This is a genomic window from Nocardiopsis sp. iso_237 (genome assembly GCF_056173345.1).
This window is the reverse complement of the sequence record NZ_CM149669.1, coordinates 744,800-765,190: the sequence shown is the minus strand read 5'-3', so window position 1 is coordinate 765,190 and position 20,391 is coordinate 744,800. Positions and strand designations below refer to the sequence as shown.

The 20,391-nt window shown below is 71.7% G+C and carries 17 protein-coding genes; 7 read left to right on the top strand and 10 right to left on the bottom strand.

Annotated elements, in window-relative coordinates; all coding sequences use genetic code 11:
* Window positions 1-54: 54 nt before the first annotated feature.
* Window positions 55-1,800, top strand: a complete 1,746-nt coding sequence (gene argS, locus AC0VYM_RS03580) for an arginine--tRNA ligase (RefSeq protein ID WP_475458899.1) — start codon at window positions 55-57, stop codon at window positions 1,798-1,800.
* Between the two features lie 210 nt (window positions 1,801-2,010).
* Window positions 2,011-2,613: a YceI family protein gene (locus tag AC0VYM_RS03575; protein WP_475458897.1), complete on the top strand. Its 603-nt coding sequence runs from the start codon at window positions 2,011-2,013 to the stop codon at window positions 2,611-2,613.
* Window positions 2,614-2,697: 84 nt separating this feature from the next.
* Here AC0VYM_RS03575 and AC0VYM_RS03570 read toward each other — a convergent pair whose 3' ends face one another.
* On the bottom strand, window positions 2,698-3,621 hold the full coding sequence (locus AC0VYM_RS03570) for a ribokinase (RefSeq protein WP_475458895.1): 924 nt from the start codon (window positions 3,619-3,621) through the stop codon (window positions 2,698-2,700).
* A gap of 8 nt (window positions 3,622-3,629) precedes the next feature.
* Window positions 3,630-4,454, bottom strand: a complete 825-nt coding sequence (locus AC0VYM_RS03565; protein ID WP_475458892.1) for an exodeoxyribonuclease III — start codon at window positions 4,452-4,454, stop codon at window positions 3,630-3,632.
* A 311-nt stretch (window positions 4,455-4,765) separates the two neighbouring features.
* Between AC0VYM_RS03565 and AC0VYM_RS03560 the strand changes: the two genes are divergently transcribed.
* Together AC0VYM_RS03560 and AC0VYM_RS03555 are read left to right on the top strand one after the other, a co-directional pair.
* Window positions 4,766-6,673: an acyl-CoA dehydrogenase family protein gene (locus AC0VYM_RS03560; protein ID WP_475458890.1), complete on the top strand. Its 1,908-nt coding sequence runs from the start codon at window positions 4,766-4,768 to the stop codon at window positions 6,671-6,673.
* 37 nt (window positions 6,674-6,710) lie between these two features.
* Window positions 6,711-7,943, top strand: a complete 1,233-nt coding sequence (locus AC0VYM_RS03555) for a winged helix-turn-helix domain-containing protein (RefSeq protein WP_475458888.1) — start codon at window positions 6,711-6,713, stop codon at window positions 7,941-7,943.
* Window positions 7,944-7,989: 46 nt separating this feature from the next.
* On the opposite strand, the gene AC0VYM_RS03550 is transcribed toward AC0VYM_RS03555, so the two are convergent.
* Together AC0VYM_RS03550 and AC0VYM_RS03545 are read right to left on the bottom strand one after the other, a co-directional pair.
* Window positions 7,990-9,132 (bottom strand): acetyl-CoA C-acetyltransferase, encoded by a 1,143-nt coding sequence (locus AC0VYM_RS03550; protein WP_475458886.1) that lies wholly within the window; start codon window positions 9,130-9,132, stop codon window positions 7,990-7,992.
* 108 nt (window positions 9,133-9,240) lie between these two features.
* The gene (locus AC0VYM_RS03545; protein ID WP_475458884.1) at window positions 9,241-11,250 is read right to left on the bottom strand and encodes an MDR family MFS transporter; all 2,010 of its coding nucleotides are present in this window, start codon (window positions 11,248-11,250) and stop codon (window positions 9,241-9,243) included.
* 202 nt (window positions 11,251-11,452) lie between these two features.
* Between AC0VYM_RS03545 and AC0VYM_RS03540 the strand changes: the two genes are divergently transcribed.
* On the top strand, window positions 11,453-12,595 hold the full coding sequence (locus tag AC0VYM_RS03540; protein WP_475458882.1) for an acyl-CoA dehydrogenase family protein: 1,143 nt from the start codon (window positions 11,453-11,455) through the stop codon (window positions 12,593-12,595).
* A gap of 27 nt (window positions 12,596-12,622) precedes the next feature.
* On the top strand, window positions 12,623-12,790 hold the full coding sequence (locus AC0VYM_RS03535; protein WP_475458880.1) for a hypothetical protein: 168 nt from the start codon (window positions 12,623-12,625) through the stop codon (window positions 12,788-12,790).
* A 187-nt stretch (window positions 12,791-12,977) separates the two neighbouring features.
* Here the strand turns inward: AC0VYM_RS03535 and AC0VYM_RS03530 are convergent, their stop codons facing one another.
* The 5 genes from AC0VYM_RS03530 to AC0VYM_RS03510 all read right to left on the bottom strand — a co-directional run bounded on the left by AC0VYM_RS03530 (window position 12,978) and on the right by AC0VYM_RS03510 (window position 17,006).
* Window positions 12,978-13,724 (bottom strand): NPP1 family protein, encoded by a 747-nt coding sequence (locus AC0VYM_RS03530; protein WP_475458878.1) that lies wholly within the window; start codon window positions 13,722-13,724, stop codon window positions 12,978-12,980.
* A gap of 256 nt (window positions 13,725-13,980) precedes the next feature.
* On the bottom strand, window positions 13,981-14,763 hold the full coding sequence (locus AC0VYM_RS03525; protein ID WP_475458876.1) for an amino acid ABC transporter ATP-binding protein: 783 nt from the start codon (window positions 14,761-14,763) through the stop codon (window positions 13,981-13,983).
* Window positions 14,760-15,620, bottom strand: coding sequence for an amino acid ABC transporter permease (locus AC0VYM_RS03520; protein WP_475458874.1), 861 nt, complete (start codon window positions 15,618-15,620; stop codon window positions 14,760-14,762). Before AC0VYM_RS03520 ends, AC0VYM_RS03525 begins: the two co-directional genes overlap by 4 nt.
* The gene (locus AC0VYM_RS03515; protein WP_475458873.1) at window positions 15,617-16,513 is read right to left on the bottom strand and encodes an ABC transporter substrate-binding protein; all 897 of its coding nucleotides are present in this window, start codon (window positions 16,511-16,513) and stop codon (window positions 15,617-15,619) included. The genes AC0VYM_RS03520 and AC0VYM_RS03515 overlap by 4 nt, the downstream gene beginning before the upstream one ends.
* A gap of 76 nt (window positions 16,514-16,589) precedes the next feature.
* Complete coding sequence (locus AC0VYM_RS03510; protein ID WP_475458870.1) at window positions 16,590-17,006, bottom strand: MerR family transcriptional regulator; 417 nt, start codon at window positions 17,004-17,006, stop codon at window positions 16,590-16,592.
* A gap of 59 nt (window positions 17,007-17,065) precedes the next feature.
* Here AC0VYM_RS03510 and AC0VYM_RS03505 point away from each other — a divergent pair, with 59 nt between their 5' ends.
* On the top strand, window positions 17,066-17,977 hold the full coding sequence (locus AC0VYM_RS03505; RefSeq protein ID WP_475458868.1) for an NAD(P)-dependent oxidoreductase: 912 nt from the start codon (window positions 17,066-17,068) through the stop codon (window positions 17,975-17,977).
* Window positions 17,978-18,025: 48 nt separating this feature from the next.
* On the opposite strand, the gene AC0VYM_RS03500 is transcribed toward AC0VYM_RS03505, so the two are convergent.
* On the bottom strand, window positions 18,026-20,305 hold the full coding sequence (locus AC0VYM_RS03500) for a SpoIIE family protein phosphatase (protein ID WP_475458866.1): 2,280 nt from the start codon (window positions 20,303-20,305) through the stop codon (window positions 18,026-18,028).
* Between the last annotated feature and the right edge of the window lie 86 nt (window positions 20,306-20,391).

The window sequence follows — 20,391 nt, the reverse complement described above, 5'->3', positions numbered from 1 at the left end:
AGGACCGTTTGAAACCTGTCGGGAAGGGGATAGGCGGTCGGTAGTCTTAGGGGCATGGCCGACCCGCAGGAAGTACTCTCGCGACGGGTCCAGTCCGCCCTCGGCGCCGCCTTCGGCCCCGAGTACGCCGACACCGATCCCGTCGTCCGCCCGTCCCAGTTCGCTGACTACCAGGCGAACGCCGCACTCGCGCTCGCCAAGCGCCTGGGCCGCAAGCCCCGCGAGGTCTCCGCGGCGATCATGGAGCACCTCGACGTCGCTGACGTGTGCAGAGACATCGAGGTCAGCGGGCCGGGCTTCATCAACCTCACGCTGCGCGAGGACTGGATCGCGGACCAGGCGCGCCAGCTCCTCGACGACCCGCGCATGGGCGTTCCGGTCCAGGAGCGCCTGAACATCCCGGTCGACTACTCCGCGCCCAACGTGGCCAAGGAGATGCACGTCGGCCACCTGCGCACCACGGTGGTGGGCGACTCCCTGGCCCGCACCCTGGAGTTCCTGGGCCACAACGTCATCCGGCAGAACCACATCGGTGACTGGGGCACCCCCTTCGGCATGCTCATCGAGCACCTGCTGGAGGCCGGGGAGGACTCCGAGGAGGCCGACCTCCTCACCACGGACCCCAACGCCTTCTACCAGGCGGCCCGGACCAAGTTCGACTCCTCCGGCGAGGGCGCGGACGACTTCGCCGCCCGCGCGCGCCGCCGGGTGGTCGCCCTCCAGAGCGGCGACGAGGAGACGCTGCGCCTGTGGCGCGAGCTGGTGGGCCTGTCCCGGGTCTACTTCAACAAGGTCTACGCCAAGCTGGGCGTCACCCTCACCGACGAGCACCTCGCCGGTGAGAGCAGCTACAACGCGATGCTCGCGGACGTGTGCGACGAGCTGGAGTCCAAGGGCATCGCGGAGATCAGCGACGGCGCCCTGTGCGTGTTCCTCGAAGGCTTCACCGGCCGCGAGGACAAGCCGGTCCCGCTGATCGTCCGCAAGAGCGACGGCGGCTACGGCTACGCCACCACGGACCTGGCGACCGTCCGGTACCGGGTGGACGACCTCAAGGCCGACCGCATCCTGTACGTGGTCGGCGCCCCGCAGGCCATGCACTTCAAGATGGTGTGGGCCACCGCCCGCGCGGCCGGATGGCTGCCGGAGAGCGTCGAGACCACGCACGTGCAGATCGGCAACGTGCTGGGCCCGGACGGCAAGATCCTGCGCACCCGCAGCGGCGCCCCGGTCCGGCTCGTGCAGCTGCTGGACGAGGCGATCGAGCGGGCGGCGGCCGTGGTCGCGGAGAACCGCCCCGACCTGGACGCCGAGAGCCAGGCGGAGATCGCCCGCAAGGTCGGCATCGGCGCGGTGAAGTACGCGGACCTGTCGGTCTCGCACGACACCGAGTACGTGTTCGACTTCGACCGCATGCTGGCGCTGACCGGGAACACCGGCCCGTACATCCAGTACGCGCAGGCCCGGATCCGCTCCATCTTCCGCAAGGGCGGGGTGGACCCCCGGTCCGTCGACGGGCGGATCACCGTCTCCGAGGGCTCCGAGCGGGACCTCGCGCTCAAGCTGCTGGGCTTCGGGGCCGTGGTGGAGCAGGTGGGCGACCACCTCCAGCCGCACCGGCTGTCCACGTACCTGTTCGAGCTGGCGCAGACGCTCACCGCGTTCTACGAGCACTGCCCCGTGCTGACGGCCCGGACCGACGCCGAGCGCGAGTCGCGGCTGGCGCTGGTGTCCGTGGCGCTGCGCGTGCTGGTCCAGGGGCTGGACCTGCTCGGCGTGGAGTCGCCCGAGCACATGTAGCGCGTCGGCGCGTGTACGTCGGGAGGGTCGGGGCCACGGGCTCCGGCCCTCCCCTTCGTGTGTGCGGCTCTCCGCCCCAAGGGGTCTCCCGGACGGGGCGAGTTGAAAATCTCGCCGCAGGTCAGAGGCGAACCAGGGGTTCTGGTCGGGCGTCGGACCTACAGTATGTGGACGAATGTCTCATACCGGACACAAAGGGAGTTAACGCCCATGACATCCACCCCCGAGTTCGGCCCGGGCCCCGGTACCTGGCACCTCGACCCGCTGCACTCCAGCCTGATCTTCGTCGCCCACTACCTGCGCTTCGGCCGGGTCCAGGGCACCTTCGGCAAGGCCGACGGGCAGGTCCGAGTGGCGGAGGACCCGGCCCGTTCCTCGGTGGAGGTCGTGATCGAGTCGGACAGCGTCAACACCGGCGTCAACGCCCGCGACGCGCACCTGCGCTCCGCCGACTTCCTCGACGTGGAGCGGCACCCGGAGATCCGCTTCACCTCCACCCGCCTGGAGCCCGGCAGGAAGCGGAACTCCTTCCGCCTGCACGGCGACCTCGCCATCCACGGCACGGCGCTCCCCGTCGTCCTCAACGGCGAGTGGGTGGGCGAGGCCCCCGACTACGCCTCGCCCGACGACACGTACGGCCACTTCTTCTCCGCCACGACCCAGATCAGCCTGTCCGACTTCGGGGTCGGCGACGGCGGGCCCGTGCCCTGGGGCGGCCGCCTGGTCGGGGACACCGTGGACGTCGTGCTGGAGGTCCGCCTCCAGGACCAGGACCCCGCGCCGTTCCTCAAGCAGATCGGGCACACCCCCTGACCCCCGTGGCCAGGGCGCGCGCCCGATCCCGTCCGCTGCCGTCCGGCACCCGAGCCGAGCCCGGACACCGGAGCGGCACCGCACTCAGCCCCTGATCAGGGCCTCCACCTCGTCCCGCGAGGCCATCGACGAACTGGCTCCGTGCCGTCCCACGGAGATCGCGGCGGCGGCCGCGGCGAACTCCATCGCCTCCCGCGCCGACCGGCCCTCGGCCCGGGCCACCGCGAACGAGCCGCAGAACGTGTCACCGGCCGCCGTGGTGTCCACGGCCTCCACCCGACGCGCCGGAACGTGCACCGGCTCCTCGCCCCGACGCCCGAACAGCGAGCCGTCCTCGCCCAGGGTCAACAGCACCTCGGGCACCCTCTCCAACAGCGCCGCCAGCGCGGCGCGCGGTTCGGTGTGCCCGGTGATGGCGGCGGCCTCGTGCTGGTTGGGCACGAGCACGTCCACGTTGGCCAGGAGCTCGTCCGGGAGCTCCCGCGCGGGGGCGGGCGTCAGGTAGACCGGCACGCCCAGGCCCCGACCCAGCCGCGCCCCGGCGACCACGGCCTCCATCGGCAGCTCCAGCTGGAGCAGCAGCGCGGCGGCGCCGGCCACCCGCGCCTCGTCTCCGTCGACCGCCCCGGCCTCGGCGTTGGCGCCCGGCACCACGATGATCCGGTTGCCGCCACCGCCGTCCACGGCGATGTGCGCCACCCCGGACACGCCCGGGACGGTGCGCAGACCGGAGGTGTCGATCCCGCTGGACACCAGGTTGGCGCGCAGTTCGGCACCGAAGGCGTCGTCTCCGACCGCCCCGAGGAAGGCCACCTCGGCCCCGGCGCGCGCGGCCGCGACCGCCTGGTTGGCGCCCTTGCCTCCGGGGACCTGCCGGAAGTCCGTGCCGGTGACGGTCTCGCCGCCACCCGGGACCGTGTCCACGTAGGCCACCAGGTCCATGTTGACGCTGCCGAGGACGGCGACGCGCGGCACGGCGCTCACTTCGTTACCCACTTCTCTGTTCATTCCCCAGGTCACTTCTTGGGCCGGTCGACCGGCTGGCTGTCCGCACCGTCGAGGGCGACGATGACGGGGGCGTGGTCGGAGGCGCCCTTGCCCTTGCGCTCCTCACGGTCGATGCTCGCACCGGTCACCCGGGCCCTCAGCGCGGGCGAGGCGAGCACGAAGTCGATGCGCATGCCCTTGCGCTTGGGGAAGGACAACCCCTTGTAGTCCCAGTAGGTGTAGACGCCGGGGCCGGGCGTGTACTCGCGCACGACCTCGGAGAACCCGGCGCCGACCAGCTCGGTGAAGGCGGTGCGCTCGGGTTCGGTGACGTGGGTGAGCCCCTCGAAGGCGGCCATGTCCCACACGTCGTCGTCCTGCGGGGCGATGTTGAAGTCACCGACGTAGGCGATCTGGGCCTCGGGGTCCTCGGCCAGGCGCGCGGCGCCCGCCTCGCGCAGGGCCTCCAGCCAGCGCAGCTTGTACGCGTAGTGCGGGTGGTCGATCTCCCGGCCGTTGGGCACGTACAGGCTCCACACCTGGACGCCGCCGCAGGTGGCGGCGATGGCGCGGGCCTCACGCTCCTCGGGGTCGCCGTAGCCCGGCTGGCCGGGGAAGCCGATCCGGACGTCCTCCAACCCCACGCGCGAGGCGATCGCGACCCCGTTCCACTGGGAGAGGCCGTGGTGGGCGACCTCGTACCCGCGGTCGGTGAGGACCGACGCGGGGAACTGGTCGTCGCGGGCCTTGGTCTCCTGGATGGCGAGGACGTCGATGTCGCTCCGGTCCAGCCAGTCGCCGATCCGCTCGGCCCTGGCCCGGGCACTGTTCACATTCCATGTCGCGATACGCACAGCCAAAGGCTAGAGGATCGCGCCGACGGACCGCCCCGACCTGGCCGGACACGCGGGTCGGGCCGGTGCGGACAGGGGGAACCCCGGTGCGGCCGTCCTCCGCACCGGGGTTCGGCGACTCCCGGCATGAGCTCGGTTGGTTTCCGTCGCGCTTCGTTGGACGGCCGGGCCCCTCGAACGGTTCGCATCGTGCGCAAGGTTTTTCCCGCCTTCCAGGTACCGGGACCCTCATGGGTATCGGACCCACACCCTCCGGGTAGGCCTGTGGTGGAGGCCACACAGACCCTCCCCCCAGGTGAGGTGAGCGTGTCATGTCGACGGACGATCCCCGCGAGGCCCGGCGGGTGGCCGAACGCGCCAGGGAGGGCGGAGGGAACCGGCCGAGTTTCGCCAAGGAGCTGTACCTGGGCCGCCTGCGCCTGGACCTGGCCGATCCCCCGTACCCGGACGAGCCGGAGACAGAGCGGGCGGAGGCCTTCCTCGCCCGGCTGCGCGAGGTGTGCGAGGACGTCGACGCACCCCGTATCGAGCTGGAGGAACGCGTCCCCGACGAGACCGTCGCGGCCCTGCGCGGGATCGGCGCGTTCGGGATGCGGATCCCCGCCCGGTACGGCGGACTCGGCCTCTCCCAGCTCCACTACGACCGCGCCCTGACCCTCGTCGGCTCCGTCTGCCCGGCGGTCGCCGCCCTGCTCTCCGCCCACCAGTCCATCGGGGTCCCGCAGCCGGTCGCCCGGTTCGGCACCGAGGAACAGCGGCGGGCCTACCTGCCCCGCTGCGCCGAGGGGGCCGTCAGCGCCTTCCTGCTCACCGAACCCGACGTGGGCAGTGACCCCGCACGGCTGCGCGCCACCGCCACCCCCGCGGACGGCGGTGCGGCGTACCTGCTGGACGGGGTCAAGCTGTGGACCACCAACGGCGTGGTGGCCGAGCTCCTCCTCGTGATGGCGCGGGTGCCCGAGGGACCCGGGCACCCGGGCGGGATCACGGCGTTCGTGGTGGAGGGCGACTCCCCCGGCGTCACCGTGGAGCACCGCAACCGCTTCATGGGCCTGAAGGGCCTGGAGAACGGGGTGACCCGCCTGCACGGGGTCCGGGTGCCCGCCGACCAGCGGATCGGCGCGGAGGGCGAAGGGCTGCGCATCGCGCTGTCCACACTCAACACCGGACGCCTGTCCCTGCCCGCCCTCTGCGTGGGCGCGGGCAAGTGGGCCACCGGGATCGCCCGTGAGTGGTCCCGTGAGCGCGTGCAGTGGGGTCGCCCGGTGGGCCGACACGAGGAGGTCGCCAGGAAGCTGTCCTTCATCACGGCCACCACCTACGCCATGGAGGCCGTGCTCGACCTGACGGGGCGGATGGCCGACGACGGGCGCCACGACATCCGCGTGGAGGCGGCCCTCGCCAAGCTCTGGACGTCGGAGATGGCGTACCGGGTCGCCGACGAGCTCGTCCAGGTGCGCGGCGGGCGCGGGTACGAGACCGCCGGATCACAGGCCGCGCGGGGCGAGCGCGGGGTGCCCGCCGAGCAGCTGCTCCGCGACCTGCGGATCAACCGGATCTTCGAGGGAAGCACGGAGATCATGCGGCTCCTGATCGCCCGCGAGGCCGTGGACGCGCACCTGGCCGTGGCCGGGGACCTCGTCGACCCCGACGCCAGCCGGTCCCGGAAGGCGAGGGCCGCCGCCAGGGCGAGCGGGTTCTACGCCCGGTGGCTGCCGACCCTGGTGGTCGGCCGGGGCCAGGTGCCGTCGGCCTTCGAGGAGTTCGGCCCCCTCGCCCAGCACCTGCGCTTCGTGGAGCGCGCCTCGCGTCGGCTCGCGCGCTCCACCTTCTACGCGATGTCCCGCTGGCGCGGAGGGCTGGAGACCCGGCAGGGCTTCCTCGGGCGCGTGGTGGACGTCGGCGCCGAGCTCTTCGCGACGAGTGCCGTGGTCGTGCGCGCCCGAGCCGACGCCGACGCCCACCCCGAACGGGGCACCACACCGCTGGAGGTGGCGGACGTGTTCTGCCACCAGTCCCGGCTGCGGGTCGACGCCCTCTTCGAGGGGCTGTGGTCCAACACCGACGAACTGGACGGAAGGGTGGCCCGCCGCCTGATGGCCGACTCCTACACCTGGCTGGAGGAGGGCGTTCTGGACCCGTCGCTGCCCGGGCCGTGGATCGCGCCCACCGACCCGGGACCGTCCGTGCTCGACGACCTGCACCGCCGGATGGGCTGAACCCGAAGATGTCGTCGGCGGCGGATACGGTGACCAGATGGCCGCACCACACCCCCGCCGCGACGCGGAGATCTCACTGCCGCAGGCCCGCCGGATCGCCCTGGCCGCCCAGGGCTTCCACGATCCCCGGCCGGGCTCCACGCCCACGCTCGCCCACCTGGCGCGCGTGGTCCGGCGGGTGGGCCTGCTCCAGATCGACAGCGTGAACGTGCTCGCGCGCAGCCAGTACCTGCCGGTGTTCGCCCGGATCGGCGCCTACTCCCCCGCCCTCCTGGACCGGGCCACCACCACGAGCGTCGGTGACAGCCCGGCCCGGCTGGTCGAGTGCTGGGCGCACGAGGCGAGCCTGGTGCCGCCCGCCACCCACCGCCTCATGCGGTACCGGATGGAGCTCAACCGCGCCCAGTCGAACGTGGGGTGGATGAACGGCATCCGCGAGGACAGGCCCGAGCTGGTCAAGGCGGTGCACGAGGAGGTGGCCCGGATCGGCCCGGCCACCGCCCGGGAGGTCGAGGCGGCGCTGGCCCACGACGTGCCGCGCGCCAAGGACCACTGGGGCTGGAACTGGTCCGAGATCAAGCGGTGCCTGGAGTACCTGTTCTGGATCGGTGACCTCACCGCGAACGGCCGCAACACCCAGTTCGAGCGCCGCTACGACCTGCCCGAACGCGTCCTGCCCGCCGAGGTGCACGCGCTCCCCCACCCCACCTCGGAGGAGGCCCACCGGGAGCTGGTCGCCATCGCGGCCCGCGCCCACGGGATCGCCACCGAGCCCGACCTGCGCGACTACTTCCGGCTCAAGGGCGCCGGGTCCCGCGCCGCCGTGGCCGACCTGGTGGACTCCGGAGAACTGGTCCCGGTCACCGTGGAGGGCTGGGAGCGCCCCGCCTACCTGCACCGGGACGCCCGCGTCCCCCGCAGGGTGGACGCCCGCGCCCTGCTCAGTCCGTTCGACTCCCTGGTGTGGACCCGCGACCGCGCGCAGGAGCTCTTCGGGTTCCGCTACCGCCTGGAGATCTACGTGCCCGCCGCCAAGCGGGTGCACGGCTACTACGTGCTGCCGTTCCTGCTGGGCGACGACCTCGTGGCCCGGGTGGACCTCAAGGCGGACCGCGCCTCGGGCACCCTGCTCGCCCGCCAGATCACCCTGGAGGACGGCGCCCCCGCCGACACCATGCCGGAACTGGTGGAACAGCTGGAGGAGATGGCGGCCTGGCTCGGCCTGGAGAACGGCGTCGGCGGCGAGGGGCTCGCCCACCCCGCCCGCTGACGGCGGGCCGCGCACACGTGGTGCGCGGCCCGTCGGGGTCCGGGGGTCAGACGCGTTCGACGATGGTGACGTTGGCCTGGCCGCCGCCCTCGCACATGGTCTGGAGGCCGTAGCGGCCACCGGTCCGGTGGAGCTCGTTGACCAGCTTGGTCATCAGGATCGAGCCCGTGGCGCCCAGCGGGTGGCCCAGGGCGATGGCGCCACCGTTGGGGTTCACCCTGGCCGGGTCGGCGCCGAGCTCCTCGGTCCACGACATCGGGACCGGCGCGAAGGCCTCGTTGATCTCCGTGACGTCGATGTCGTCGATGCTCAGACCGGCCTTCTCCAGGGCGATCCGGGTCGCCGGGATCGGGGCGGTGAGCATGTAGACCGGGTCGTCCCCGACCAGCGACAGCTGCACCACGCGGGCGAGCGGGGTGAGCCCGTGCCGCTCCACGGCGCGCTCGGAGGCGATGAGCAGCGCACCCGCGCCCACGGAGATCTGGCTGGCGATCGCGGCGGTGAGCTCCCAGCCCTCACGCAGCGGCTTGAGCCCGGCCATCTTCTCCAGGGTGGTGTCCGGGCGCACGCCCTCGTCCCTGGTCACCCCCGCGAGGGGGGCGATCTGCGCGTCGAAGTACCCGGCCTCCTGCGCGGCGGCGGCCCGGCGGTGGCTCTCCAGCGCGAACTCCTCCAGCTGCGCGCGCTTGTAACCCCACTTCTCGCACATGAGCTGGGCCCCCCGGAACTGGGAGATCTCCTGGAAGCCGTACCGCTCGATCCACCCCTGCCCGTACAGCGGGAGGTCATTGTCGAGGGCGAACTGGACGTTGGCGCCCATGGGGACCATGCCCATGTTCTCCACGCCCGCCGCCACGACCAGGTCCTGGGTGCCGGACATGACGCCCTGTGCGGCGAAGTGAATGGACTGCTGCGAGGATCCGCACTGGCGGTCGATGGTGACGGCGGGGACCGACTCGGGCAGTCCGGCGGACAGCCACGCGGTGCGGGCCAGGTCCAGGGCCTGCGGACCGGCCTGGCTGACCACGCCCATGATGACGTCCTCGACCGCGGCCGGGTCGACCCCGGTGCGCTCGACGAGCTCCTTGAGGACGTGGGCACCCAGGTCCGCCGGGTGCACGGCGGCCAGGGCACCCTTCTTGGTGCCGACGGGGGTGCGTACCGCACCGACGATGTAGGCCTCAGCCACTGGGTCCTCCAAGGGGCGTGGGATGTGACGTCCTATAGAACCGAACTGTATTCGGTTTGAGTCCCCAGGCAAGCCCCCGGCCCCGTCTTGCGAACGTCCGCGCAGGTCTCAGTCCGTGCGGTCGCCCCAGCGCCCGGCCTCGTCACCGAGGGTGGTGCCGGTGACCCGCTCCAGGACGTCGAACACGTCCGGGTGCTCGTCGGGGCCGAAGTCGGAGAGCAGCGAGCGCAGCGCCGTCCGCTGCGCCTCGTACAGCTGCCGCACGGCGTCCTCCCCGCGCCAGTTGAGCTCCCAGGGGGCGCTGTCGTCGACCAGGTAGCCCGCCTCCAGCAGTTCCTGGTGGGTGTCGGCCCAACGGGAGGCGCTCAGGCCGGACATGCGCACCAGGTCGTCCACGCCGAGCGGCCCCTGGACCCCGATGTGGCTGAGCGCCCAGCAGGCCTCCGCCGAGACCTCCAGGCCGGAGGCCTCCCGCAGCCGCTGGTACATGGTCTCCGTGCCCTCGGACCCGCAGGCCTCGTAGATCTCGCGCTCCACCTGGTCCATCGCGCTGCGGCTCGGCGTGGCCACCGGGGCCACCGTCTCGTCCAGGTCCGGCGTCCTGATGGTCGTGCGCAGCACGTCCTGCCGCAGGAAGAGGGCGAGCACCAGGCCGACGAGGGCGACCGGCACCGCGCACAGGAAGACGGTGTCGATGGCGTCGGCGTAGACCTCCAGGAAGCTCGCCTGCACCTGCGGGGGCAGGCGGTCGATGGCGCCCGGGTCGCTCTCCAGCGAGGTCGCGTCCACCCCCGGCGGGAGGTCGATCGCCCCCGCCCGCGCGGCCAGGTCCGAGGCCAGCTGTCCGGCGAAGACCGATCCGAACACCGCCGTGCCGAAGGAGCCGCCGATGGACCGGAAGAAGGTCGCTGACGAGGTCGAGACCCCCAGGTCGTCGTAGGAGGAGGCGTTCTGCACCACCAGGACCACCACCTGCATCACCAGGCCCAGCCCGGAGCCCAGGACGAAGAAGTAGACGCCCATCTCCCACAGGGAGCTGTCCGGCCCCATGCCGGACATCAGGAAGAGGCCGATCGAGGTCAGGGCCATGCCCGCGACAGGGAAGACCTTGTACCGGCCGGTCCGGGTGACCAGGCGGCCGCTGGTGATCGAGGTGATGAGCATGCCCATGACCATGGGGAGCAGGTGCAGCCCCGAGGCGGTGGGTGAGAGGCCGTGCACGATCTGGAGGAAGAGCGGCAGGAACGCCATCGAGCCCATCATCGCGAAGCCCACGCAGAAACCGATGGCCATGGCGACCACGATGGTCGGGTTCCGGAACAGGCTGAGCGGCATCACCGGGTCCGGGGCGCGCCGCGCGGTGAGCCACCACCCCACACCGAGCACCAGCCCCGCGGCCGCCAGGGAGAGGATCTGCCAGGACAGCCAGCCGTAGACCCCGCCGCCCCAGGAGGCCACCAGGGTCAGGCAGACGGCGGTGGCGGCCAGCAGCGTGATGCCCGCGTAGTCGATGTTCCGGCGGCCGACCGGGTCCTGCCGGGGCAGCACGGCCACGACGGTGAGGAAGGCGAGCAGCCCCAGCGGCAGGTTCACGTAGAACACCCACCGCCAGGACAGGTGGTCCACGAACAGCCCGCCCAGCAGGGGCCCGGCCACGCTGGAGACCCCGAAGACCGCGCCGAACAGCCCCTGGTACTTGCCGCGCTCCCTGGGTGAGACGACGTCACCGATGATCGCGGAGGCCAGCACCATGAGCCCGCCGCCGCCCACGCCCTGGAGGCCCCGGGCCAGCACCAGCTGGAGCATGTCCTGGGCCAGGCCGCACAGCACGGAGCCCACGAGGAAGATCGCGATGCACGCGAGGAACAGGCGTTTGCGGCCGAACTGGTCACCGAGCTTGCCCCAGAGCGGGGTGCTGGCCGTGACCGCCAGCAGGTACGCGGTGATCACCCAGGACAGGTGGTTGAGCCCGCCGAGGTCGGAGACGATCGTCGGCAGCGCCGTGGAGACGATGGTCTGGTCCAGCGCCGAGAGCAGCACGGCCAGCATGAGGGCGGTCATGATCAGCGCGATCCGCCCTCCATGGGACTCGCGCTGGTCGGCGGGGCTGTGTGTCATCGAATCGCCTCCCGGGGTCGGGCCGGCCGACTCCGCACGGCCCGGCTGCTGGTCCACCCTAGGAACCCGCACCCGCCGCGCCTCCGGGAGCCGCGCGGAGGTCCCGGAACTTTGCTCCGGCTTGCCCCCCGTACTTCAAAACCGAACGCGGTTCGGTTACCGTGTGGGAACACAGTGATCCCCGACACCCTCGGAGCTGAGCATGAAGCGGGAACTCTTCGACGCCGACCACGACCTCTTCCGCGAATCGGTGGCCGAGTTCCTCAAGCGGGACGTCGTCCCCTTCCACGCCCAGTGGGAGAAGGACGGGATCGTGCCCCGGGAGGTGTGGGTGAAGGCGGGAACCGTCGGCCTGCTCGGCCACGGCGTCCCCGAGGAGTTCGGCGGCACCGGGATCGACGACTACCGGTACAACCAGATCGTCAACGAGGAGATCTGCCGAGCGCACGCCAGCGGCCTGGGCATCACCCTCCAGAACGACGTCATGGCGCCCTACATGGTGGGGCTGACCACCGACGAGCAGAAGCGCCGCTGGCTGCCCGGCTTCGCCAGCGGCGAGCTGATCACCGCGATCGCCATGACCGAACCCGGCACCGGCAGCGACCTCCAGGGGATCCGGACCTCCGCCGTACGCGACGGCGACGAGTTCGTCGTCAACGGCGGCAAGACCTTCATCACCAACGGCATCAACGCCGACCTCGTCATCGTGGTCTGCCAGACCGACCCCGACGCCGGGGCGCAGGGCTTCTCCCTGATCGCCGTGGAGCGCGGCACCCCCGGTTTCGAGCGCGGCCGCAACCTCGACAAGGTCGGCATGAAGGCGCAGGACACCGCCGAGCTCTTCTTCGACGACGTCCGCGTACCGGCCGCCAACCTCATCGGCACCGAGGGCCAGGGGTTCATCCACCTGCTCCAGAACCTGCCCCAGGAGCGGCTGTCCATCGCCACCTGCGCGGTCGCCTCGGCGGACTACGTCCTCCAGCACACCATCGAGTACTGCCGGGAGCGGACCGCCTTCGGCCGGTCGATCGGGCGCTTCCAGAACACCCGTTTCGTCCTGGCCGAGTTGGCCACCGAGGTGGACCTGGGCCGGACCTACGTCGATCGCGGGGTCCAGCTGCTCAACAAGGGTGAGCTCACCGTGGAGGACGCCGCCAAGGCCAAGTGGTGGACCACCGAGATGTGCAACCGCGTCATGGACCGGTGCCTCCAGCTTCACGGCGGGTACGGGTACATGATGGAATACCCCGTGGCACGGGCCTGGCAGGACTCCCGCGTGCAGACGATCTACGGTGGCACCACCGAGATCATGAAGGAGATCGTCGGCAGGGGCCTGGGCCTGTAGGACCCCCGAACCCCGAAGGGACCGGTCGTGAGCGGATCGTGGGACGGCCTCATCGTGATGGGCCTGCTGGTGGTGCTCCTGGTCATCGCCGTGCGCAAGCTGAGGCCCAAGGTCCACATCCCCTGGGCGACCAGCGGCATCGTGGTCTTCTTCGTCTTCGTGTGCCTGCTGCTGTGGGCCAACTCCTACCGCTGAGCACCCGCGCGGACACACCGAGGGCCCGCCGCCCCGGCTCCTCGACCGGGTCGGCGGGCCCTTCGGCGTCCGGGGGGATGGACGGGTCCGGCGCACGGTCCAAAGGCGGGTGAGGACCGTACGGGGCGGACCCGGCCGTGATGGTCTGACGAGGGCATGGTCGGGCCGGGGTCGGTTCCGGTGTCGGTCAGGGCGCGTACGGGTCGAAGTCGATCCCGTCGGGCACGGCCTTGGCCAGGGCGTCGGCGAACCGCTCGTCCTTGAGGTCGAGCTGGGCCGCCCCGTAGTCGGCGGTCACGAAGATCTCCCGGATCCCCTCGGGATAGCCCTCCCAACCGACCAGGTCCGGGTACTGCCACACGCCGTAGTGGTTCTCCGGCGGGTCGTCGTGGTCGGCGGCGAACCGGAACGCGTGGGTCGAGGCGCCGTCCTTGTGGTAGACGATCTTGGGGTGGGTGCCCTCCCACCGGACGTCCTCCGCCGCGCGGGTGTCGTAGTCGCCGTGCGCCGAGGCGGACACGTACCGGGCCTCGTCCTCGAACACCCACACGACGACGTGCTCCAGGTCGTGCCGGTGCCCGCAGCAGCCGTGCATGATCTGGTCCTTCTCGAAGTAGAGCGCGTACATGTAGGCGCACCACCCGCTGCCGTCGCAGCTGGACCGGGAATAGGAATTGGTGTTGTCGAGGTCCGACTGGTCCCGGCAGTTTCCGTTCAGCGCACCCGAGGTGTTCAGGCCCTCAGCGACAGTTCCGTCGGGCCCGATGGCGGGGGTGGAATAGCAGCCGTCCGTGTCGTAGTCGAAGGCGGGCTGCCATTTCGCCTCGGCCTCGGAGGAATGGGCGGGAAGCGCCGTCGGCGGTTCGGCGAAGGCCGGCGAGGCCATCGCGACCACCAGGGCCAGCGCACCGAGGATCGGGACACCACCCCGCACCGGAAGACGAAGGGAACCCGGGAACCTCTTGGGACTTTGTCCCATGAAACCCCAAGAGGAACCCGGAGTCACTTTCGCGCCGTGCTCACGCAATGCGCGCACCACCATTCTCCGAGCCGATCTTGTCCTTTACCACTGAATAAAGTAACCAGCCGACTACAGACAAACAAGACGGGTTCGGCGCCTTTTTTTCCTGCCCGGAAACAGGTTTACCGCGACACTGTCCCCGACCAGCGAAGAAGGGTGCCCGCGCCGGTCAGAGCCGTCCCGCGTCGATGATGCGTTGGAGGAACCGACGGGTGCGCGGCTCGGTCGGGTCGCCCAGGACCCGCTCCGGCGGCCCCTGTTCGAGGATCCGCCCGCCGTCGAGGAAGCACACCGTGTCCGCCACCTGCCGGGCGAACCCCATCTCGTGCGTGGCCAGGAGCATGGTCATCCCGTCCTCCCTCAGCCCGCGCACCAGGTCCAGCACCTCTCCGACCAGCTCCGGGTCCAGGGCGCTGGTCACCTCGTCCAGCAGGAGCAGGCGCGGAGAGTTGACCAGGGCCCGCACGATCGCCACCCGCTGCTGCTGACCGCCCGAGAGCCGGTCCGGGTACTCCCCCGCCTTGTCCAGCAGGCCGACCCGGCCCAGGAGGGCGCGCCCCCGTTCCTCGGCCTCCGCGCGCCGCCTGCGGTGCACCCGGCGCGGCGCGAGGGTGACGTTGTCGAGCACGGACATGTGCGGGAACAGGTTGAACGACTGGAACACCATGCCGATCCGTCGGCGGACGCGGTCCGGGTCCACCCGGGGGTCGGTGACGTGCTCGCCGTCCAGGTGGAGGGAGCCGTCACTGATCGGTTCCAGCAGGTTGGCGCAGCGCAGCAGGGTGGACTTGCCGGACCCCGAGGCGCCGATCAGCACCACCACGCCGTGCTCGGGCACGTCGAGGTCGAGGCCGTCGAGCACCACGTCGCCCCGGAACTCCTTGCGGACGCCGCGCGCCCGCAGCACCGGCGAATCGCCCTCCAGTCGGGAGAGCCGTTCGAGCTCACTCACCGCGCCCCCTCCGAGGACTGTCTGCGGGCGGCCCGTACGGTCACCCAGTCGGTCACGGCCACCAGCGGGATCGCCATGAGCACGAACAGCACCCCGGCCACCACGTAGGGCGTGAAGTTGTAGGTCTGCGCGGTGGCGATCTGCGCGGCCCGGATGGCGTCGATCGGTCCGGCCAGCGAGATCAGCCCGACGTCCTTCTGGAGCGCCACCATGTCGTTGAGCAGCGGCGGCGACACCCGGCGCACCGCCTGCGGCAGCACCACCCAGCGCATGGCCTGAGCGTAGGTGAGCCCGAGCGAGCGGGCCGCGGCGATCTGGCTGGGGTGGATCGACTCGATGCCCGCACGGAACACCTCCGCGATGTAGGCGCCGTAGGTGATGACCAGCGCGATCCCGCCCAGGACCAGGACGCTCGGCGTGCCCTCCAGCCGGAGTCCGGGCACGCCGAAGGTCATCAGGTACAGCACGATGATCAGCGGAGCGCCCCGGAACCCGTACGTGTACGACGCCGCCAGGGCCCGCAGCGGGAAGAACACGGGTCCGCGCAGGGTCCGCAGGATCGCCACGACCAGCCCCAGGGCCAGTGCTCCGAGCGCGCAGAACACCAGGACCCGCAGGTTGAGCCAGAGCCCGGTCAGGACCGCCGGGAGGGCGTCCCGGGCCACGCCGAGGTCGAAGAAGGTCTCCCGCACCCGCTCCCACCCCGGCGAGCCGACCACGACGGTGACCAGCACGGCCCCCAGCGCCGCCGTGGACAGCGCGCCGACCAGGACCGAGCGCACGCTCTGGCGTCGGCGGAACGTGACGCGCTCGGCCTCCAGGAGGCTGGGGACGCGTGGCTCCCTCGGTCCGGTCACGACAGTTCGGGGGCGTCGGCGGCCTCGGCGAGCCACTCCTGTTCGAGCGCGGCGAGCGTGCCGTTCTCCCGCAGGGTGTCCACGGCTTCGGACACGCAGTCCGTCAGGGGGGAGTCCAGGTCGAGGACCAGCCCGAACGACTCCTCCTCCGACTCCGACTCCGCCTTCGGCAGCTGGCCGACGATCTCGGCGTCCTCCAGCTCGGCGGAGGTGACGTAGAAGGCGGTGGGCAGGTCGAGGACGACCGCGTCCACCTGGCCGTTCTCCAGGGCCTGCTTGGCGTCGTCGTTGTTGTTGAAGACCAGGGGCTCCTGCTCCGGGTCGATGCTCGCGACCAGGGCGTCGTAGCTGGTGGTGCCCACCTGGGCGCCGACCACCAGCCCCCGGAGGTCGTCCAGGTCCTCGGCCCCGGCGGCCTCGCCGTCGGAGAGCGCCACCACCGCCTGCCGGACGTCGTAGTAGGGCGAGGAGAAGTCGACGGCCGCGCGCCGCTCCTCGGTGACGGAGAACTGGTTGACGTCGAAGTCGTAGCCCTTGGGTCCGGGGGCGATGGCGTTGTTGAAGGTCACCACGGTCCACTCGACCCGGTCCGCCGGGTACCCCAGCTCCTCGGCCACCGCGTGGGCGACGGCCGACTCGAACCCCTCGCCGTTGGCGGGGTCGTCCCCAACGAACCACGGCGGGTAGGCGGGGCTGTCGGTGCCGATGGTGAGCGTGCCCTCGGTGAGCGTGGGCAGCGCCCCGGGCTCGCACGCGGCGGCGTCGCCCCCGGCGTCCTCCGCGGCCTCCTCGGGCGAGCAGGCGGTGGCCAGGAGCACGGCCGAGGCCGCGACCGCCCCGAGGCGGACGAAGGGCGGAAGGAGGGGACCACGGGATCGGGGCCGCAGGGGCATGGGGTACTCCGGAAGCTCAGGCGGGGGACGATGATTTCCCCACATTAGCGACCTGAGCAGTGGACAACCAGGTCTGCTACGTCACGCTCGCCCGCCGGTCCACGGCCGTCCCGTCGCACGACCCCTCCTCGACGGGCCCGAGTCGCGAGGTGCTCTCCACGAGGGAGTCCAGCCTCGCGCGCGCGGTGAGCAGGTCGGAGACCGCGTCACTGAGCCGTTCGCGTTCGCGGTGCAGGTCGGGGAGCATCCCCGAGCAGGAGGGGGCCAGGGTCCCACCGTCGTCGGCCATGCAGGGCAGCAGCCGGCCGATGGTGGCGGTGTTCAGTCCGGCGGCGAGCATCAGACGGATGCCCCGCACGGTGGCCGCGTCCTCGTGGACGTACTCGCGGTACCCGCTGGGCCGCCGCTCGGGCCGGAGCAGGCCCTGCTCCTCGTAGTAGCGCAACGAGCGGACGCTGACGCCGGTCAGCCGTGCCAGCTCCCCGATCCTCATGTGATGACCGCCACTCCCGGTTGACCCTCACGCCGATGTCAGGGTCCAACCTATCCGGCATGACGAACACGCACCCGTCCACCCGACACTCCACCGAGATCACCGTCATCGGCCTGGGCCCGATGGGCCTCGCGCTCGCGGAGGCCCTCCTCAGAGCGAACCGCTCCCTGACGGTCTGGAACCGCACCGCGGCGAAGGCCGACGGCCTCGTCCGACGAGGGGCGCGCCCGGCGCCCACCGCCGCCGACGCCGTGGCTGCGAGCCCCGTCACCGTCGTGTGCCTCAGCGACTACCCGGCCGTCGACGGGATCCTCGACCTCCTCGGCCCGCTCGACGGCCACACGCTGGTGAACCTCAGCAGCGGCACCCCGGCCGAGGCCCGGGCCACCGCCGACCGGGCGGCCGGCCTCGGGCTCGACTACCTCGACGGCGCGGTCATGGTCCCGCCCCCGCTCGTCGGCCACGACGGATCGGTCCTGCTGTACGACGGTCCCCGCGAGGTCCTCGACCGGCACCGGGAGATCCTGACGGACCTGGGCGAACCCCGCCACCTCGGCGCCGAGCCCGGCCTCGCGGTGCTCCACAACGCCGCCATGCTCGGGATGATGTACGCGACCCTGAACGGCTTCCTGCACGCCGCGGCCCTCGTCGGATCCGCGAACGTCCCCGTGACGGACTTCGCGGAGCTCGCGCTGGGCTGGTTCATGCCCGTGGTGCTGTCCCCCGACGGGATCGCGGAACAGGCGCCCCACCTGGACGCCGGGCACTACCCGGGGGACCTGGGAGGCATGGGGATGAACCTGAACGCGCTGGAGCACATCACGCGCACGAGCGAGGAGCAGGGGGTCCACTCGGAGCAGCCCCGGATGCTCGCACGGGTCGCGGAGCGGGCGATCGCCCGGGGCCACGGCGCCGACAACTACTTCGCGGTGTTCGAGGTCCTGAGGAAACCCGACCCGGACGTCCTCTGACCCACGCGCCCGGGCCGCCCGTCCACGTTGGCGGGCGGCCCGGGCGGCCTACGCGTCGTCGTCCTTCTCGGCCTCTCGGACCTCGGCGTGCATGGGCATCTCGAACCAGACCGCCTTGCCGTCCGGCGTGGGCCGCGAACCCCAGCGGCTCGCCAGCTGCTCCACCAGGTAGAGGCCGCGACCGCCCTCGTCGTCGGCGGCGGCGCTGCGGATGCGCGGCAGACGCAGGTCGTGGTCGAAGACCTCCACCCACACCGCGTTGGCGCCACGGCGCAACCGGAGCAGGAACTCCTTGTCGGCGGGGTCGTCGGAGGACTCGTCCTCCTCCGCGACCGCCTCCAGGAGATCACTCCAGTCCTCGTCGAACTCGTCGGCCGCACCGCCCGCGCTGAGGGGGGTCTCCGAGTCCAGGACGCCGCTCCCGGTGAACTCGCGGTGCACGGGGTGCGGGGTGGCGTGGATGACCACGTTGGTGACGATCTCCGAGACCAGCAGACAGGCGAGCTCGGCCTGGTCGCGGTCGACCCCCCACTCCTTGAAGGTGTCGGCCGCCAGGTGCCGGGCGGCGCCCACGGTCGAGGCCTCGGAGGGGAACCAGCCCTCGCGCAGCGCCAGCTCCTCGGAGTGGGTGCGCACCACCATCAGCGCGGTGTCGTCGTCCAGCACGCCGGGCACGCTGTGCACGGCCGCCTCGGCGATCTGGTCCACGTCCTTGTCCGCGACCTCGGCCACGCGTTCGGTCATCCGGGCCAGCGCGCGCTCCGGGTCCGCCTTACCCCCGACCGGCCTGCGGTCCACCAGGCCGTCGGTGTACATGACCAGGGTGGCGCCCAGGGGAAGCCGCAGGTTGGCCTGGTGGTAGACGATGTCCTCGCCCGAACCGCCCTTGGCGCGCACGCCCAGCATGCGGTCGGTGACCTCCAGGTCGAGGGTCTCGACCGACTCGGAGGTGATGAGCAGCGGCGGCGCGTGCCCGGCGTTGGAGTAGGACAGCTCGCGGGACCAGGCGTCGTAGACCATGTACAGGCAGCTGACGCTGGGGATCCACACGCCGCCCCCGCTGTCGGGGATACCGAGCTGGCGGACCCACTCGTCGAGCTCGCGCAGGATATCGGCGGGCTCCCGGTCGGCCTGGGCGAAGGCGCGCAGCGCGGCGCGCAGCTGGCCCATCACGGCGGCCGCGTGCGGGCCCCGGCCCTCGACGTCACCGATGACGAGGCCGACACGTCCGGCCGAGAGCGGGATGGCGTCGTAGAAGTCGCCGCCGACCTGGGTCTGGATGCCGTGCCCGTGCCCCTGGAGGGGGCCGGCGGGGAGGTAGCGGTGCGCGACGGTCAGGCCGTCCAGGGAGGGGAAGTCGCTGGGCAGCAGGCTCCGCTGGAAGGCCACCGCGGTGCTGCGCTGCTCCTCGAAGAGCCGGGCGTTGTCGATCGCCAGGGCGACCCGGGAGGCGATGGCGCCGACCAGGTCGCGGTCGAAGCCGCCGTAGCTGCTCTTCTGCCGGGGCGAGAGCCCGGACAGGGCGAGGGTGAGCACGCCGAGGACCTCGCCGCGGGCCCGGAGCGGGGCGGCGATCGCGGAGGTGACACCGACCTGGCGGGAGACCCGGTCGGAACGGTCGTTGGGAGAGTTCTCGAAGAGGTAGTCGCTGGTGACCACCGTCTCCAGGCGGCGCATCGCCTGCGTGACGAAGTGGCGTTCGGGGTAGCGGACCTCGTCCCCGACGTCGAACCACGTGTTGGCCGGGGGCGACCAGCCCTCGGCGTGCACGGACACCTGTCTGACCAGGCGGTCGCGGTCGTAGAGGTCGATGAAGCAGTGGTCCGCGAACTGCGGCACCAGGATCCCGGCCACGCCCCTGACCGTGGAGTCGAACTCCAGGGAGCTGGCCAGGCGGCTGCCGATGCGTTCGAGCAGGCCGTACTGTTCCTCGACCCGGCCGCTGCGCAGCGCCTCACGGGCGATGAGGGTGATCCCGTCGATCTCCCCGGACTCGTCGCGCATGGGCACGGCCTGGGCGCGCACGTGGATCCACGAAGAGTCGCCCTTGAGCACGGCGAACGTGCCCTCCCACGGCTCGCCGCGCAGCACGCGCCGCGCCAGCTCGGAGGCGTGTTCGCGGTCGGACTCGTGGATGCCGATGTCGAGCAGCGACAGGCCGACGTAGTCGCGCCCGCCGACGAACCCGAACAGCTCGCGGGCGTACGGGTTCCAGTATCGAAGGAGGCTGAACCGGTCGATGACGACGATCGCGATCTGGGCCTGGTCGACGACCTCGGCCGTGACGAGCGCGTCGCTCTCCCGGAAGGGCTCACCCCACCGTGTCATCTAGCCGCCACCTCGCCGTCATGAGCTGCACACATGCCCGCTCCGGGTACCCCGAACGACCGCACCTTGGGGCGAGCGTAGCAACA

What these genes read in the sequence shown, in the direction of transcription:
- argS (WP_475458899.1), top strand. Translation starts at nt 55, where the DNA reads ATGGCCGACCCGCAGGAAGTACTCTCGCGACGGGTCCAGTCCGCCCTC.
- AC0VYM_RS03575 (WP_475458897.1), top strand. Translation starts at nt 2,011, where the DNA reads ATGACATCCACCCCCGAGTTCGGCCCGGGCCCCGGTACCTGGCACCTC.
- AC0VYM_RS03570 (WP_475458895.1), bottom strand. Translation starts at nt 3,621, where the DNA reads ATGAACAGAGAAGTGGGTAACGAAGTGAGCGCCGTGCCGCGCGTCGCC.
- AC0VYM_RS03560 (WP_475458890.1), top strand. Translation starts at nt 4,766, where the DNA reads ATGTCGACGGACGATCCCCGCGAGGCCCGGCGGGTGGCCGAACGCGCC.
- AC0VYM_RS03555 (WP_475458888.1), top strand. Translation starts at nt 6,711, where the DNA reads ATGGCCGCACCACACCCCCGCCGCGACGCGGAGATCTCACTGCCGCAG.
- AC0VYM_RS03545 (WP_475458884.1), bottom strand. Translation starts at nt 11,250, where the DNA reads ATGACACACAGCCCCGCCGACCAGCGCGAGTCCCATGGAGGGCGGATC.
- AC0VYM_RS03540 (WP_475458882.1), top strand. Translation starts at nt 11,453, where the DNA reads ATGAAGCGGGAACTCTTCGACGCCGACCACGACCTCTTCCGCGAATCG.
- AC0VYM_RS03515 (WP_475458873.1), bottom strand. Translation starts at nt 16,513, where the DNA reads ATGCCCCTGCGGCCCCGATCCCGTGGTCCCCTCCTTCCGCCCTTCGTC.
- AC0VYM_RS03510 (WP_475458870.1), bottom strand. Translation starts at nt 17,006, where the DNA reads ATGAGGATCGGGGAGCTGGCACGGCTGACCGGCGTCAGCGTCCGCTCG.
- AC0VYM_RS03505 (WP_475458868.1), top strand. Translation starts at nt 17,066, where the DNA reads ATGACGAACACGCACCCGTCCACCCGACACTCCACCGAGATCACCGTC.
- AC0VYM_RS03500 (WP_475458866.1), bottom strand. Translation starts at nt 20,305, where the DNA reads ATGACACGGTGGGGTGAGCCCTTCCGGGAGAGCGACGCGCTCGTCACG.